This window comes from Bradyrhizobium sp. KBS0727 (genome assembly GCF_005937885.2).
Taxonomy (GTDB): domain Bacteria; phylum Pseudomonadota; class Alphaproteobacteria; order Rhizobiales; family Xanthobacteraceae; genus Bradyrhizobium.
In genome coordinates this window covers 5,859,705-5,875,902 of the sequence record NZ_CP042176.1, presented here as the reverse complement: position 1 = coordinate 5,875,902, position 16,198 = coordinate 5,859,705, and the positions used below count along the sequence as shown (strand labels likewise).

12 protein-coding genes are annotated in these 16,198 nt (G+C 56.4%); 10 read left to right on the top strand and 2 right to left on the bottom strand.

Features of this window, described 5'->3' with window-relative positions; translation table 11 throughout:
- Window positions 1–13 precede the first annotated feature (13 nt).
- Window positions 14–1,225, bottom strand: coding sequence for an acyl-CoA dehydrogenase family protein (locus FFI89_RS27580; protein WP_138830681.1), 1,212 nt, complete (start codon window positions 1,223–1,225; stop codon window positions 14–16).
- A gap of 257 nt (window positions 1,226–1,482) precedes the next feature.
- On the opposite strand from FFI89_RS27580, the gene FFI89_RS27575 reads away from it, so the two are divergent.
- The 8 genes from FFI89_RS27575 (at window position 1,483) to FFI89_RS27540 (ending at window position 11,184) form a co-directional block, all read left to right on the top strand.
- Window positions 1,483–1,680 (top strand): hypothetical protein, encoded by a 198-nt coding sequence (locus tag FFI89_RS27575; protein WP_138830680.1) that lies wholly within the window; start codon window positions 1,483–1,485, stop codon window positions 1,678–1,680.
- 334 nt (window positions 1,681–2,014) lie between these two features.
- Window positions 2,015–3,436 carry an MFS transporter gene (locus tag FFI89_RS27570; RefSeq protein ID WP_168213066.1) on the top strand — a complete coding sequence of 474 codons (1,422 nt, stop codon included), beginning with the start codon at window positions 2,015–2,017 and terminating at the stop codon, window positions 3,434–3,436.
- Between the two features lie 445 nt (window positions 3,437–3,881).
- Window positions 3,882–4,577 carry an FCD domain-containing protein gene (locus tag FFI89_RS27565; RefSeq protein ID WP_138830678.1) on the top strand — a complete coding sequence of 232 codons (696 nt, stop codon included), beginning with the start codon at window positions 3,882–3,884 and terminating at the stop codon, window positions 4,575–4,577.
- Between the two features lie 759 nt (window positions 4,578–5,336).
- A complete protein-coding gene (locus FFI89_RS27560; protein WP_138830677.1) occupies window positions 5,337–6,209 on the top strand; it encodes an alpha/beta fold hydrolase in 873 nt (290 codons plus the stop codon).
- 229 nt (window positions 6,210–6,438) lie between these two features.
- On the top strand, window positions 6,439–8,178 hold the full coding sequence (locus FFI89_RS27555; protein ID WP_168213065.1) for an FAD-dependent monooxygenase: 1,740 nt from the start codon (window positions 6,439–6,441) through the stop codon (window positions 8,176–8,178).
- Between the two features lie 13 nt (window positions 8,179–8,191).
- Window positions 8,192–9,082: a VOC family protein gene (locus FFI89_RS27550; protein ID WP_138830675.1), complete on the top strand. Its 891-nt coding sequence runs from the start codon at window positions 8,192–8,194 to the stop codon at window positions 9,080–9,082.
- Window positions 9,083–9,194: 112 nt separating this feature from the next.
- Window positions 9,195–10,160 (top strand): amidohydrolase family protein, encoded by a 966-nt coding sequence (locus FFI89_RS27545; RefSeq protein WP_138830674.1) that lies wholly within the window; start codon window positions 9,195–9,197, stop codon window positions 10,158–10,160.
- A gap of 46 nt (window positions 10,161–10,206) precedes the next feature.
- Window positions 10,207–11,184: a tripartite tricarboxylate transporter substrate binding protein gene (locus FFI89_RS27540; protein WP_138830673.1), complete on the top strand. Its 978-nt coding sequence runs from the start codon at window positions 10,207–10,209 to the stop codon at window positions 11,182–11,184.
- A gap of 281 nt (window positions 11,185–11,465) precedes the next feature.
- Here the strand turns inward: FFI89_RS27540 and FFI89_RS27535 are convergent, their stop codons facing one another.
- Window positions 11,466–12,383, bottom strand: a complete 918-nt coding sequence (locus FFI89_RS27535) for a LysR substrate-binding domain-containing protein (RefSeq protein ID WP_138830672.1) — start codon at window positions 12,381–12,383, stop codon at window positions 11,466–11,468.
- A gap of 413 nt (window positions 12,384–12,796) precedes the next feature.
- Here FFI89_RS27535 and FFI89_RS27530 point away from each other — a divergent pair, with 413 nt between their 5' ends.
- A complete protein-coding gene (locus FFI89_RS27530; RefSeq protein ID WP_210249034.1) occupies window positions 12,797–14,485 on the top strand; it encodes an FAD-dependent monooxygenase in 1,689 nt (562 codons plus the stop codon).
- Window positions 14,486–14,813: 328 nt separating this feature from the next.
- Window positions 14,814–16,124 (top strand): MFS transporter, encoded by a 1,311-nt coding sequence (locus FFI89_RS27525; protein ID WP_138830670.1) that lies wholly within the window; start codon window positions 14,814–14,816, stop codon window positions 16,122–16,124.
- Window positions 16,125–16,198 lie beyond the last annotated feature (74 nt).

The window sequence follows — 16,198 nt, the reverse complement described above, 5'->3', positions numbered from 1 at the left end:
TTCGGAGTGGCGTTTAGACGAACGGAGAGAGCATCGGAAAATCAGCGACCAGAGCGCGGCCATAGATTTCGAGCGGCACTTCCGGTGTTAGAAGTCCGTGTCGTGACGCCGTAGCGATGTCACGCCACACCCGTTGTACCGGGTTGGACTCCGCGAACGCGCTGGAACCCTGTACCGACATCAGACGGTCCACGCCATCACGGCAGTGCCGCACCGCAAGGCCGACATCGGCGCGCATTCTCGCCCGATCGTCAAAGGACATCTGTTGGAGCGAGACCGCGGCTGCAACGATGCGATCGCACCAGCTCTGGACGAGGGCACTGCCAGCTCCAATCAGGCTCGCAGCCTCGGCAAGCTGCAACTGCATGCCGGGCACCCGACGGACGTCGTCATATGTGCTGTAGGCAACCCGTTTGCCGCCCGCACCGATTCGCTCCAGGGTCATCTCCAGCGCCGCCTTCGCCATGCCAAGCACCGGCGCTGCGACCATAATGACAGCGACAGCCGAAAAGGCCTGCCGAAACGGCACGGACTTCTTCGGATCGCCGAGCGCGTTTCCCGCCAGCAATGCGGAGATCAGCAAGGCGCGGCGCTCGGGCACGAAGACGTCTTTAGCAACGGCCGTGTTGCTGCCGGAGCCACGGACGCCGACCGAGTACCAGGTGTCCTCAATCGACAGCTCGCTCATCGGCACGAGGACGATGCCAAGCTCCTTCGAACCATCTTTCTGCGTCAGCGGCGCGGTCAGGATCGCCCAATGGGCGTGTAAGCAGCACGAGGCATAAGCCCATTTTCCGGTGATGACGTAGCCGCCGTCAGCCCGGTCGGCCGTCGCGGTCGGAGCAAGTACGCCCATGAACCGGGCGTCGGGATTTTCCTCGAATATCTCGCGCTGAACTGCCTCCGGATAATGGCAGGCGATCCACACAGCCGCGTTGGAGATGAAGGCGATCCAGGCGGCCGAGCCGCAGCCGCGGCCAATTTCGGTGATAACGTCCGTATAGGTGCGAACGTCGCTTTCGTAACCGCCGAACTGCTTTGGCGCGCAAATACGGAAAAGGCCGGCCGCCTCCATGGCGGCAATCGTGTCGTCGGGAAGGCGTCGCATTTCTTCCGCCTTGGCCGCATTTGAGCGAAGCAAAGGCACAACCGACGCTGCTTTGGCGACGAGTTCGGCGCGGAGAGTTTCCTGGCCAACAGTACTATCGAGCGTCCCGCTTTTCATCGCCGTTCCCTCCTAGGTTATAGTTTCAATAAAACGAACATTTTCGAAAATGTCAAGCGCCGACTCTTTCTCTCGATGACCGGATTGACGGCGGATGCCGGGTGGACTGCGCAAGAAAGCTGATCGTCGCTTATTGATCCGCATGACCCGGTCGTGATCAGCAGGGTCGAACAGGCGCGCACATCCGGCGGACTGTGGACCATGTTCTGCGCTACGCGCCTCAACTCGCGTAGAAAGCAAGCTGCAGGGCCGCTGGGGTGTCAGACGATGCCATCAGCACCGACAATATAGAAAATATTGAGTTGTTAGCGTCGGAGCCAGTGCGATTTGTGCAGGTCATGCGTGGTGTTGCACTGCAGTGGCTGGCCGACCCAGATGCAATCGACTTGGAAGCCACAATCGCGATGGCAACCGTAATGATTGGCTCCCAAATCGGCGGCGGGGCGCCTATCTAAAAATGTCGCTGATAAATCGAACACGCGCTCGTTGGTACGGCCGGATCTGCGCGATGGCTTTCGAGCCTGGTGGCCATCGTTCCCGCGGGTGATGCCGCCCGGCTCAGCGTAGGCAAGGTCCCGCGCCAGCAGTCCCTGGCGTGTAGAAGACGACGAACCTTGTATATTCGAAAATATAATGTTATTCGAATATGAACAGCCGCCTAACTCGTCGGAGAACGAGCGGCTGCTTTCAACGAACGCGATGAGCGCTCGTCAGACCGACAGTGCACGGCGCCGTCACGGCACACCACTAAGCAGTACTGCGACGTCGAATTCATCGGGGAGTGAAGACATGGAAGCGCCGGTCGTGAACTTGAACACTTTGATTGAGGGGCAAAAGGTCCAGAAATCTACCATTGTATTTCTGGTGGTCGCGACGCTTGCAATGATGGCGGATGGCTTCGACCTCGCTGTTATCGGTTTCGTTGGTCCGGAACTGGTAAAGGACTGGAAGATCTCACCCGCGCAACTCTCCCCGGTCTTCTCTGCGGGCATCTTTGGGTTGCTGGTGGGCGCTCCATTGTTTGGCATTCTTGGAGACCGTATTGGACGCAAGAACGCGATCCTCATCGGGCTTTGCACCTACGGTTCGCTCACACTCCTAACGATGTTGGCTACCTCGCTGAATCAATTTGCAGTCCTGCGTTTCCTGACCGGCATCGGCCTCGGGGGCATGATTCCAAATGTCCTCGCGCTAGCCGCTGAAGTCGCACCGAGGCGGTTGCGGGGCCTGTTCAGCGTCATCGTTCTCTTTGGTGTACCTGCGGGCCTTGCGTTGCCCGGTTGGACCTCGGCTCTTCTGGTCCCGCAATACGGCTGGCCTGCGCTTCTTTTTGTCGGTGGCGTGCTGCCGCTTGTGATCGCGGTTGTTGCTTGCTTCACGATGAATGAATCGCTGAAGTTTCTGGTGCAGCACGGTGGTCGTGATGAGGAGGCCAGGATCCTCGCCCGCGCACTGAGACCCGATCTCTCGATCGACCCGCGATCTCGCTTTTCTTACGACAGTCTCGGCGTGGTTTCCGGCGTAGGCTCGCCGATTCAACTGTTCAAGGGTGGACTTGCCGTCATCACGCCCCTGCTTTGGATTGCGCTGGCGGCAAACCAGTTGACCAACTTTTTTGTGCTCAGTTGGCTTCCGACATTACTGCAATCCGCGGGAATGAGCACGGCTCAGGCAGGAATCAGTGCGTCCGCATTTTCGATCGGCGGTTTGGGCGGTGGCGTGCTTCTGATATTCCTCATCGACAGGTTTGGAGCGCTTCCGGTCGTCATCCTCTTTGCCCTTGGCGCTCCTCTGGTTGCGATGATGGGCACTCCAGGCCTTGCTCCTTTCATCCTGGGTGCGATCATTGCAGGCGCCGGCTTCTGCGTTACCGGAAACAATTTTGGCATCAACGCGGCCCTCGTCATGATCTATCCCACGTCAATTCGCTCCACTGGCGCCGGATGGGCCCAAGCGGCGGGGCGCTTGGGCTCGCTTGCCGGCCCTATGGTCGGCGGTATGTTGCTGGCAATGCATCTTCCCCAAAAGCAATTGTATTATGTGCCGGCTCTCAGCCTCGGCGTGGGAGCGATGGCTTCCGGTCTCCTCGTTGCGCTGTGTTTCCGCCGGTTTAGGAGTTTCCGGCTCGATGAAGCTTCCGCCGCCGAGTCTTCGGGATCAATCGAATCGATTGGGAAATTTGCCCCAGCGCCGGAGCGGCCCTCAACATAATATCGCCATCTCGAACGAATTTTCGGGGTAATTCATTGTCGGCGGAGCCGCCGCCGTGAGATTTGGGACCGCCGGCCGCATCCATTGCGGCGATTGTATCGTCGGGAAGGCGTCGCATTTCTTCGCCTTCGTTGCGTTTGCACGAAACCAGTGCAACAAGGGACGGCGCGCTTGCAACGAGTTCGGCACGGAGTGTTGCTCTCGAGTATGCCACCTTTTATTGCCGTTCTTCGTGTATTATATTCAATTATACAGAATTTTTCGAAAATCTCAGGGTGAATCAATAGATGATGTGCTTAACGCTTGGATCGTCGGGTAAGGGATTTGCCCTTGTGTGAACCGGGGCAAAATTCGATTGTTGGTAGCTTTTCGAATATCCAGCGTTGACAGGAGCCTTGCTCTTTGCGAGGGGTTCCTATTGGCCCCACGAAAGCTCGGGTGAAATATGTCAGTCATCCTACAGAGTAAGCGGGCGTTGCCGAGCCAGTTTGCTGGCCAGGAGGTGCTGGAAAAGATGCGCTGGGACATTCTCGACGGTGTTGTCGAGCCTGGTGCCAAACTTCCGTTCGCGCTTCTCCAACAGCGATATGGCGTCGGCGTTGGAACGATTCGCGAGGGCCTTTCACATCTGGTCTCGGAAGGATTAGTCCAGGTTGAAGCGGGCCGCGGTTATCGAGTCGCGCCGGTATCGCGCGTAGACCTGCTAGACATCTCGGAGTTAAGAGTTGATTTCGAGACGAGGGCGCTTACCGACGCAATTGCGAACGGCGATGATGCGTGGGAGGTGCGAATTGTCTCAGCGTTTCATCTTTTGGATAAGCTGGAGGGGGTCCCAATTTCCGATCGCTTGAGGGATGCGAGCCGTTGGGCTGTCGTTCATGGCGAGTTCCACCGAGCGCTCGTTTCTGCCTGCCGTTCACAATGGCTGCTGCATTTCCATTCGATCCTGTTCGATCAGGCAGAGCGCTACCGATTGCTCTCTCTACGGCACCGTCCGAAAGATGGAAACCGAAGAGGGGAACATCAGGCGATTATGGAAGCGGCACTTTCAAAGAAAGTCGATCTTGCTTGCCGGTTGGCGGAGCAGCATATTCGACGGACCGTAGAGCATGTTCTGCGCTACTCGCCGCAGCTCGCTTGAGAAGCAGGAATCGCGTTCTCGAGTGTATTGCTCAGTACTGCGAAAAAAGAGGCGCTATCGGCGGTAGCGTCCAGTGTTGTTTGCGTTTCCTCGTGGAGACCGGGATATTGAAATCGGACATCCTGTGCGCACGTTCGCGAGTTGGTGCGTAGCCTTGTTGCCACCCTAACGCGGTGATTTTGACCAAACTTTCCCCGTTGTCACTAGCTGACTTGGTGTCCCGGCTGGTAATCAACTCGCCAAAAATCTCTCTCTGAGGTATCCGCGCCGCACCTGCTATCAGCTCCGCCCGGGAAGAGTGCGCTTTGCCTGACTCCTATCCCTCATTCCTTGAGCAATGCTGATCATCAGCGTGGGCTTCCTGTTGCTGATCTTCCAACGGTATCGCCAAGATCATGAGATCCACCGAGGAATCAGGCTGGATCTGGAGAAGCGGTGACAGTTAAGTGGTCACCAGTCTTACCAGGCAGCTACAGTCTAGTCATGACTTGAAGCCACACTCAGCGCTCTCCGACGTTGTCGATTGGATCCTCGCGTCTCCAAGCTGGCTGGGCCCGATGGAACAGTTGAGTGGATATTAGCGCTCCACGTCGCGTTTTCGCAAACGCTGCAGATCTCCCAAAGTTGGCCGCTTGAGTTTGACTCGGGCTCACGCGGCACCCCTGTGCTCGCGCGCCAGCATGGCTCGCTTGAAGATCGCTCTCTTGATATTTCGAAAATAAGATAGTATTCGAATATCTGATCACCAGAGGAAGACCCATGTCGCCTGACACTCCTTACGAAAGTATCTGGACCCACTTACAAACAGTAGCGTTTCGCCAGGACTGGATTGACGCCGGTGGTGTCGCTACCCGTTACGTGCAGGCTGGACCCAAAGACGCTCCGGCGGTCATTATGTTGCACGGAACAGGAGGCACTTGGGAGGCCTATATGGCGAACCTCGGACCGCATTCGCAGCGGTTCAACTGTTTCGCTTTGGACTTTCTGGGTAGCGGGTATAGCGATAAGCCGTCGCGTGACTACGAGATCGCCGATTACGTTGATCAGATCGCGGCATTCATGAATGCCGTAGGAGTAAAACAGGCATCGCTGATCGGGATTTCGCTGGGAGCGTGGGTTGCGCTTCGGTTTGCATCAACCCATCCGGACAAGACGCTCAAGGTGACGCTGAACGCGCCTTTTGGCCTCGCAGATGACGCTGAAGAAATCGGTGGCATCATCGCGCGCCGTGGACGGGCGTACGACGATCCAAGCTGGGAAAACATCAAGGCGATATTTAGCTCGCTTATTTACAGGGACGAAAAGCGGATCGATGACCTTATTGCGCTGCGCCAGGCCACCTATCGCCAACCGGACGCCAAGGCTGCCGCCGATCACGTTCTTGCCCTGCTCGGGCCAAAGTATCTGCAGCGCAATCTGATCACTGAAGATGAGTGCCGTGCCATCAAGGCTCCGGTGTTGGTCGTAGAATCGCTGAAAGATCGGCCGCTTTTCCTAAATACGGCGCGTCGTCTTCTTCAATTGCTTCCAAACTCGACCGCTCTCCAACTGGACAATGTTGGCCATTGGCCCCAGTTTGAATCGCCTGACGAATTCAACTCTGAGAACATCAAGTTCCTGTTGCAAGATTAGGCCTCTCTCGAGAGAATTTTTAGGATACAGCCATGGACGGAAGCGCCCATCACTTCCGCGCTCGAAGGACGGCTCGCCAGTACTCAAGACGCAGCTGTTATACAGCGCCTAGAACAGAAGTACGTCCTCTTGCCCCATCCGCGAGAGCGCATCTATGAGCTGCACACGTGCAACACAGCGAGCGTCAGTCGATCGCGATGGATCCGCCGGAATAAACGGGATTGGCGACGTGGCACCGTCAGTGGATACCCGAACTGACGGAATTTATGCTGAGGGCGATCATGCGCTCACGCTGTCTCAGACTCTTGAGCTGATTGCACCTGCCGAAGGGCCGCAAGACGAACTACCGACATCGATTGACGTCCTAGTGGTAGGAGCGGGGCCGGTCGGTTTGACCGCGGCAAATCTTCTTGGATCTTGGGGGGTGAGTTGTTTGCTGGTCGAGCAGAAGTTCGCGACCTCCGACATGCCAAAGGCCATTGCAATTGATGACGAGTACATGCGAATTCTGGATGCGCTCGACTTGGTGAACGATATCAGGCCTCACATCTCCCGACCTTTCGGTGTTCACTTCATTTCTCCGCTGCGTTTCGTGCTAGCTAAAGTGCCGGGGTTCATCACATCGAACGGGTTCGGAAATCGTAACGCCGTCCTGCAGCCCGTTTTTGAGAAGATACTGCTCCGTGGTTGCGCTCGTTTTCCGGACATTCGGCGCCACTTTGGCGCTTCTGTGACAGCAATCGTTCAAGGCCGCGAACAGGTTAGGGTCAGCTTGCAGACCGCAGCCGGAGACCGTGAGATTTCAACCCGATATGTACTCGGGTGCGATGGCGCGCGCAGCTTCATCAGGAACGCGCTTAACATTCCGTTTCCAGGTTCACGGATCGATGAGCCGCACCTTGTCTTGGATCTTGCAGACTTTCCGGACCAAGCGGATTATTCCCGGTTTTTTTGCAATCCCCGCAGGCCGGTAAATAGTGTACCGGCTCCCTATGGCGGTCGTCGTATCGAATTCATGCTGCATCCCAATGACGACCGGGAGGCGATCCTTACCGACGCCTCGATTCGAGAACTGGTTGACCGGCACACACCGTATCGGGGTGTACAACTCCACATCATCAGGCGAGCCGTCTACGGATTTTCGGAACGCATCGCACAACGATTTCGCGACGGGCGCGTGTTCCTTCTCGGCGATGCGGCCCATGTGATGCCGCCATTTGGCGGTCAGGGGATGAATACAGGTGCCCGTGACGCCGCCAACCTCTGTTGGAAGATCGGCATCGTGTTGCGTAGCGGCGCATCCGAGCGCCTGCTGGAAACATACGACGAAGAGCGTAGGGAACACACCTGCGCGATCGTCAAGTACTCCGTCCGGGTTGGTCGCCTCGCTAACATCCGCTCCCGAAGCCTTACACTTGTGCGCGATATTGCATTTGCGGTGGCAAATTTGTTGCCAGGCGTGCGCCGTTACTTTCGGGAGATGCGGCATCTGCCCCGGCCCTTCTTCAGGCGGGGATTTCTCGCCCGAGACGCCGGGCAGAATGACGACGGCCTGACGGGCCGCATGTTGCCGCGCGTTAAACTAGCGGAAACTAACGGTCGAGAACTGGCGATAGATGACGCTGTTGGGCAAGGTTTTGGGCTTATTGGCTTTCATGTCGAACGCGCTGCGCTTAACAGGGCGGCCAATCATCCCCTCTGGAGATCGTTGCGACCCGCCATTCTGCTCGTAAGGGATCGTGACGACGCCGGAGACACGGTCGGACCCTCGCTTCATGCGATCGACGACCGAGGGCGGGCTCTCGTCGCCACACATCGGGGGAAAATACTGATCTTGCGACCCGATCGTTACGTGGCGGGTGCGACTACACCCGAAAAGTTCGACAAGCTCTCGGATCACCTCGAAGAACAGTTCGGACTTAAATCGGTTCAGAGTGGACCGGATGGCCTCACTGTGAACCGACCGTAACAGGAGCTGGATTATGATCAAGGTATCTCGAATTGGCCACCTTACGCTTGAAACTCCAGACTTGGATCGACAGCTGGATTACTATCAGCGTGTGATGGGTTTGCACTTGGCGGATCGATACAGCTCGTCAGCGTATCTTTGCACCGGGACCGGCGAGCTGGCAGTGGTTCTTGAGCAGGGTGCTACTCGCCGCTGCAAACAGCTTGCATTTCAAGTTCCGCCACAGACAGATCTGGCTGCAGCCGCTCGTGCCCTTTCTAGCAATGGGATAAAGGCTCAGACCCGTGAGGAATCGCGGCCTGGCGGTGGAAAGGTCCTTGTATTCACCGATCCTAATGGAACCGAGATAGAGCTCTTTACCGCAGCCACGTTTGCGAAGCTGGCGGGGCCCATCGGAATTGCTCCATTTAAGCTCGGGCACGTAGCATTTATCGTCGACGATCCCGTAGTCACCGCAGCGTTTTACGAACGGATTCTTGGCTTCCGCGTCTCTGACTGGGTGGAGCGGTTTTTCGTCTTCATGCGTTGTGGTCCTGACCACCACACAGTCAACTTCCTGCGAGCTGATGGGCGCCGAATGCACCATTTCGCGTTCGAAATGCGCGATGCAGCTCATCTAACGGCGTCGTGCGACGTTCTTGGCCGTGAGAAGCTCGAGATAATTTGGGGTCCGGTTCGCCACGGCCCTGGGCACAACATCGCGACCTATCATCTGAACACCGACGATCTAATGATCGAGCTGTATACAGAACTTGATAAGATGTCTTGCGAGGATCTTGGCCATTTTGACCCCAAGCCGTGGCACGAAGACCATCCTCAACGTCCGAAGACGTGGGAGGGCCCCGGACGGCGTGACGTTTGGGGTCCGGCCATTCCGAGCAACTTTCTTTTGCAGGGATATTGACCAAGGTGGGCGAGGGGCTACTGCGGCGCAGGCCGTCTTCCTGACGACGACACTCTTTGCCCAGCTCGTGGAATGCTGTTGCAAATTCACCAGAAAATCCGGAGACAAGAATATGGACAAGATCGCTATCGAAGAACATTTCCTCCTGCGCGAGCTTGATGACTATTTCCGTCTGCTCGTGAAGGGCGTCTCCAGCGAGTCCTTTGACAAGGTCTTGCCCAAGTTCTGGGACTTGGATGCGGGCCGCCTTGCGGACATGGACAAGCAGGGTATAGAGCGATCCATCTTGTCTTGCTTCAATTTCGGCAGCGTTCAGCTCGATCCTGACACTGCTCGCGCGGTCGAGATGGCGCGACGCATGAACGATATTCTTGCGGAGCGCATCAAGAGTCATCCTGACCGATTCTCTGGATTCGCCGCGCTGCCGCTTCAGGACGCCGCGGCCTCGATCGCCGAGTTTAGGCGCTGTGTAACCAAGCTCGGATTTCGCGGAGCCATGGTAAATGGGCACACGCATGGGCAATATCTGGATGAGAAGAAGTACTGGCCGCTTTGGGAGGCGGCTCAGGAGCTAGACGTTCCGATCTATCTTCACCCTTGGTCTTCTCCACCCGATCAACTTAAGGCCTACGATGGTTATCCAGACATCCTAGGCCCCACCTGGAATTGGACCGTGGAGACGGCGACGCATGCACTCCGAATCATTTGCAGCGGCGTGTTCGACGCCTATCCGAAGGCGATGATGATCCTCGGCCACATGGGTGAGCTTTTGCCATTCTCCATGGAGCGTTTTGATCAGGGGTGGCAACTCTACGCTGGTCACAAGGCCAAACATCCGCTCAACTTCTACATACGACACAACCTGTTCATAACGACGAGCGGCAACGTTTCACCGGCGACTTTGACAGGAGCTCTCATGTCGCTCGGCGCGGACCGCATCCTATTTGCGACGGACTATCCATTCGATCTCGGGCCCGCGTTTCTACAGAACCTCGAAAGCGGACTCCTGAGTAACGCTGATCTTGAGAAGGTATACCGCGGGAACGCAAAACGAGTTTTCAAGCTCGGTAGTTCCTAGTAAGGCGACTATCACTAGATCGGCATCCAGAGAATTCGAGGTTGCAATGAATACTTCGCTTCGAACGCTATTTTTGGTTGCGTGCGCAACCCTGTCAATGTTTCTCGGCAACGCCATGGGAGCGGAGTATCCAAACTCCCCGATCAAAGTGACTGTGCCATATCCAGCAGGCGGGTTGGTGGACATCGTCATGCGAGTCGTTTGCGAAGCGATGTCGGCTGAGCTTCATCAGCCATTTATCATAGAGAGCAGACCCGGTGCCGGAGGGACAATCGCGACAAGCAGTGTGGCGCGCGCGGACGCCGATGGCTATACGCTTTTGGCGATCACCGATAGTCATGCAACGAACCCATTAGCTTTCAAGAACCTTCCGTACGATAGTCTAAAAGACTTCGCTCCCATTGGACTGATCGGGAATGCTCCGGTTATTCTCTCGGTTCACAAATCCGTGCCGGTTAAGTCTGTGAAGGAATTCGTTGAGTTGGCAAGAAAGGAAGTAGAGGCACCACTCACCTACGGATCGGTGGGGTACGGCAGCGCATCTCATCTTGCCGTCGAGCTGTTCAAGGCGCGTGTCGGCGGCATCGATCTGCTGCATGTTCCCTACAAAGGGGGAGCGCCTGCCATAAATGATCTGGTAGCGGGTCACATCAAATCGATGTTCGTCAGCCCGATTGTTTCGATGCAGCATATTCAATCTGGAACACTAGTTCCCTTGGCGATAGCAGCCAAAACCCGTTTTCCTCTGTTGCCGGATGTGATGACTATGGAGGAAGCTGGGTTCCCTATGGAGGCCGGATACTGGACCGGGCTTGTAGCGCCGGCTAAAACTCCGGCGTACATCGTCGGGATCCTCGCGGAAGCACTTCAGCGTGTCCTCGAACGCGATGATATTCGCAAACGTTTAGCGGAGATTGGACTGGTGATCTCGTACAAAAAGCCAGCAGAGTTTACACATTTTATTGCTGACCAGACGGAGTTCTGGAAGAGTTTTGCGGCGCAGAGCAACGTCAAGTTCAACTAGGACGAAGCTCAGCTCATGGGCGCCGCCAAATTCGGAATCGTTGCCAATATTCCCGACCTGCTTGTTGAAGTCGCTAGAACTGCAAACTAAGCGAGCGCTGATTGGACCGCATAGATAATTGATTTGACAATTATAACTCAAATGGAGCCGACTTTGGTTAGCTTCAAACGCCTCTTTCAAATCGATCTACCAGTTTTCAAAGAAGCTAATGTCGAGGGGGCGCTCTGTCACGCGCGTGTCGCCGTCATCGTTCCAGAACGTTCAGTCCTCGCGACGCTCAATCAAACTATCTTCTTGTCGATCGTCCGTCCAAACTCCTTCAATAACCACGTGACGAAACGTTGAATCTTCGGAGAATTCGCCCGAGCTTCTGGCACTACAACGTAGTAGGCGAGTGCAGATGGTAAGCGTATGTCAAATGGCTCAACCAATAGCTTGTTCTCTAGATCGAATTGAACGACGCCGCTTCGCCCCATGGCAACACCTAAGCCATTAATAGCGAGCTGAAACGTTGGATTCAGAAGATCACAGGAGATCTCATCCCGAAAACTTGCCTTCGCGATGCCGGCTTCTGCCAGCCAAAGAGGCCAATCATCTCTGAGTAGGAGAGGAGAGGATGTTCGAATGATGGTATGGAAACGGAGATCGCTTGGCCGCTTCAGAGCGCGTCGCCCGTGCAATAACGAGGGGCTGCAGACAGGGAATAGTTCTTCATCGTGGATTTTCCATGAGCTCATACCTGGCCAGTCTCCTAACCCATAAAGAATTGACAAATCCGAATCGTTCGGCGCGACTTGTTCAAAAGGAAATCCCGTCCGAAGCCGCAGCGAAATTTTTGGATATAGCGTGCGAAAGCTTTCCAGAATTGGAATCAAACATTTGTGGGCAAATGTACCCAAGCTACATATCGTAAGTGTGTCCTCCCGTTGTCGACCCGCCGCCCGATCCGTTGCGGCCATTAGCTCCGTGATCGCGACGCGAGCGGAGCGCAAGTATTCGCTCCCCGTGTCGGTGAGGCGGATTGTATTGTTTTCGCGATAAAAAAGCGCAGTACCTACAAGCGTCTCTAGCCCTTTGATTCGCTGGCTGATGGCTCCCTGCGTGATGTTCAATTCGATTGCGGCACGTCGGAAGCTGCGATGTCGAGCGGCTGCCTCAAATGCACAAAGACTGATAAGACTTGGAAGTGGCGTACGCATATCAATGCCTCATGCGCTGACCGAACGAATACCTCGAACGCTCGGTGTGAATGCTATTATGTTACTAAGAAACTTTCATCCGAATATCGAGCGCAATCTCTACACGCTCAGTCGTTGGGAGATGAGCCGCCGGCGGGGCTCTTCTCGTTGGGATGGAGCCCAAATGGGGGCTGAACGTATCGTCGCAGGATGTGTCGGAGAAGCTCAATGGTTCCAGTCGCCTTGGCCGGTGTCTTTGGGAACGAAGGCGAGCCGATACGATTAGAGAAACTAATAGGAATGTCAAAATTTGTCGATTGCGTAAGCACTCAATAATTTCGAAAGCTCGAACAAACGCAAAAGGACTGAAGCGGCTGCCCTCGGCTTGCGTAGCCTCAACGAGGGTCGTCGACGTACCCAAGGATGACATGACATTGGCCGGTGAGATCGATCACATTGTGGATGTCGCAATTGTCGGGGCCGGCCCAGTTGGGATGGTGCTGGCGCTGCTTCTTGAGCAGCAGGGTGTTTCGGTCGCCCTATTCAACACTGAACTCGAATCCCGCATGCATCCGAAAGGCAGCACGCAAAACGCCCGTACTATGGAACACTATCGGCGGCTCGGTCTGTCCGGGGCGATTCGCGCTCTTGGGCTGCCGCCGGACTATCCAACCGATGTGCGCTACCTGACCAGGCTGAATGGATTCGAACTGGCCCGCTTGTCGATGCCATCGGAGCGCGAGAAGCAACGCAGCGTGGCGGCCTCGGACGAACTCGATCAGTTCCCCGAGCCGATCCTTCGCGCGAATCAAATGTACGTCGAGAATCTGGTCTTCGAGCGGGCCAAGAATCGACCCGGGATAGATTTTCGGAGGGGATGGACGGTTCTTGATTTTGACCAGGATGCCGACTTCGTGAGGCTGACCGCTTGCCCCAATGAGGGACAAGCAGAGCGCTGGCGGTGCCAATATCTCGTCGGCTGCGATGGTGCCCGCAGCATGGTTCGGCGGGGCCTCGGTATCGCCTATAGCGGTTTCAGTAAACTGGATCAGGCTTACTTCGGCGGGGCGATGCTTGCGACCTATCTCAGGGCGCCTACGCTGCATCGCACGTTCCTCGCGGATAGGCCAGCCTTTCAGTACTGGATCGTTAACGCCGAGATGCGCACGACACTGATTGCGCTCGACGGTCATGCAGAATTCCTGATGTTCACGAAGCTGGCGACTCCCTCGGCCCCCGTCAATCCGGAGGCGATCGTCGAGCAGGTTCAGCGCAGCGCTGGTGCGCCCATCCCAGTTGAACTGATCGATCATAGCCCTTGGACTGCTGGCGTCGCGTTAGTGGCGGAAAGGTTTGGTCGGGGACGAGTAGTTTTGGCGGGTGATGCGGCCCATCTGTTTACCCCAACGGGCGGCTTCGGCATGAATACTGGAATCGACGATGCAGCCAATCTTTCGTGGAAGTTGGCCGCGGCTGTGAAGGGGTGGGGTGGCCACGATCTCCTCGCCTCATACGAGATCGAACGAAAGTTCATAGCCGAGCGCAACACCCGCGCTGCGCGCGATCTTGCGCGCAATGTTGGCGATGTGGCGGTGACGGACCAACTGGAAGAGAATACTGCGCAAGGCGCGGTCGAGCGCGCGGCGGTTGGAGAATTCCTGCAGGGCTTTGGCGAGCAGTTTGCTTCCGTCGGCGTTCAACTCGGCGCGCGATATGACGGCTCCCCGATCGTTGCTTCCGATGAGGCAGCGCCAGCGGAAACCTACAGCCAATATATTCCAACGAGTATCCCGGGCGGCCGCACACCTCATGTATGGCTTGACGCGGGGCGCGGCAGTGGGAGCTCACTGTTCGACAGGCTCGGGCCCGGGTTCACGTTGCTGCGACTTGGTGGGACAGCGGTGGATGACGGATCGATCGCCGAAGCCGCGAAGGCGCGTCGAGTTCCGCTGACCGTACTCGACGTTCCGAGCCGTGCGGCGCGCGACCTCTATGAGCGCGATCTTGTGCTCGTGCGCTCGGACCAGCATGTCGCTTGGCGAGGCAATGCTCCGCCCGCTGATGCTGGCCGTCTCATCGAGTGTGTCACCGGCGGTAGCCATCCATCCCGGTCAAGGCACTGAACCGGGTGGCTTCGATGCTCGCAACCGTCCGCATCATCCGTGTGAGCGGGGCATGCACTATCCCATCTACGGCTTCAAGAAGGCTCAGATTTCCAAGAATACGGATGAGCCGACGTAATCAACCACCATAAACTTACAAACCTTGCCGGTTTCATAGGCGCGTCGCCTGGCAAAGAAGCCAGTCGACGCTTGAAGCCGTGTAGCCGGTCCGCACCTGACCAATTGTCGACCCGCACTCATTTTTTGATACGAACTCTTCGGTCCGTTCACACATCATTGTGCAACTCGGAAGAGGTCTTGCTGCAGCGATCAGAGGGAACTGGAAACAATGTCAAGAACGTCATTGCAGATACTGTCGTCGGCACCAATGAGTTTCGTACAAATAGTCGCCATCGGATCGGCTTTCGTTCTCAACGGACTTGACGGCTTCGACGTGCTGGCTGTGACTTTTGCGGCACCAGGCATGGCTACTGAATGGGGGGCGTCCCCCGCCGCGCTTGGTGTTGTGATTTCAGCGGGGCTCGCCGGGATGGGGGTAGGATCGTTGCTAATATCCCCCCTCGCTGACCGATATGGCCGGCGACCCACGATCTTGATCTCCCTCGTCCTGATGACGGTCGGTATGCTGCTCGCCGCCGCTGCCGGTTCGCTATCGCTTGTTGGCATTTGGCGCTTCCTGACCGGTCTCGGGATTGGCGGAATGCTCAGCACGCTCAATGCTGTCACGGCGGAGTTTGCTAACGAACGCCGTCGCGACCTGGCGGTCAGTCTCGTGGCCTCTGGATTTCCGCTAGGAGCTCTACTAGGAGGGCTGGTCGCGGCTGAGCTGGTTCAGATATCCGACTGGCGTGCGATCTTCATGTTCGGCGGGGTCATGACCGCTCTTGCTGTTCCGATTGTATGGCGCAGTATTCCAGAGTCGATCCACTATTTGGCAGAGAGCGGTAAGCCGGATGCGCTCGCCAAAATTAATCGTATTCTTGAACGCATGGGACATCCGTTGTCGCACGAATCACCGCAAGTCGTGTCTTTCAGACGCAGTTCGGGCTTTCGCGCTCTTTTCGGTGCGGATGTCCGCGGCCCTGCGACCATCATGACTCTCTCCTATTTCCTCCACGTGATGGCGTTCTACTTCTTCGCCGGTTGGCTGCCGCAGCTCTTGACCGGAATGGGCTTCGACCAATCAAGCGCGATCCGGACCGCGGTGATCTTCAACATTGGAGGGGTGATAGGGGGATTACTGTTCGGATATATCTCGGGCCCTGTTGGTTTGAAGCGGCTTGTGACGTGTGTCCTTGTACTTTCCGCACTATTTATGTTCACTTTCAGTTATCTACCGAAGGACTTGATGGTGATACGTGCAGGGGTGTTCATTCTAGGGATGGCGATCTTTGCGTGTGTCAGTGGATTGTATGCATTGTTCGCGCGTGGATTTCCGACCAACGTCCGGGTGACCGGAACTGGTGTCGCTATTGGTATCGGTCGCGTGGGTGCTGTCCTCGGCCCCTTGTTGGGAGGGCTGTTGTTGAGCATTGGATTGAATCCCGGCCAGGTGACCTCAAGCATTGCTCCGTTGAGTCTCGTTGCCGCGGTGCTCCTAATATGGCTCAAGATGCCGCCGCTGTCCGAAGAGCGATGAGACACGGGACCCTCAGCCACAGCTCCGAGCCTCGATCGTAAGGCCTGAACCTTTTCGACGACTCGTGCCGCACA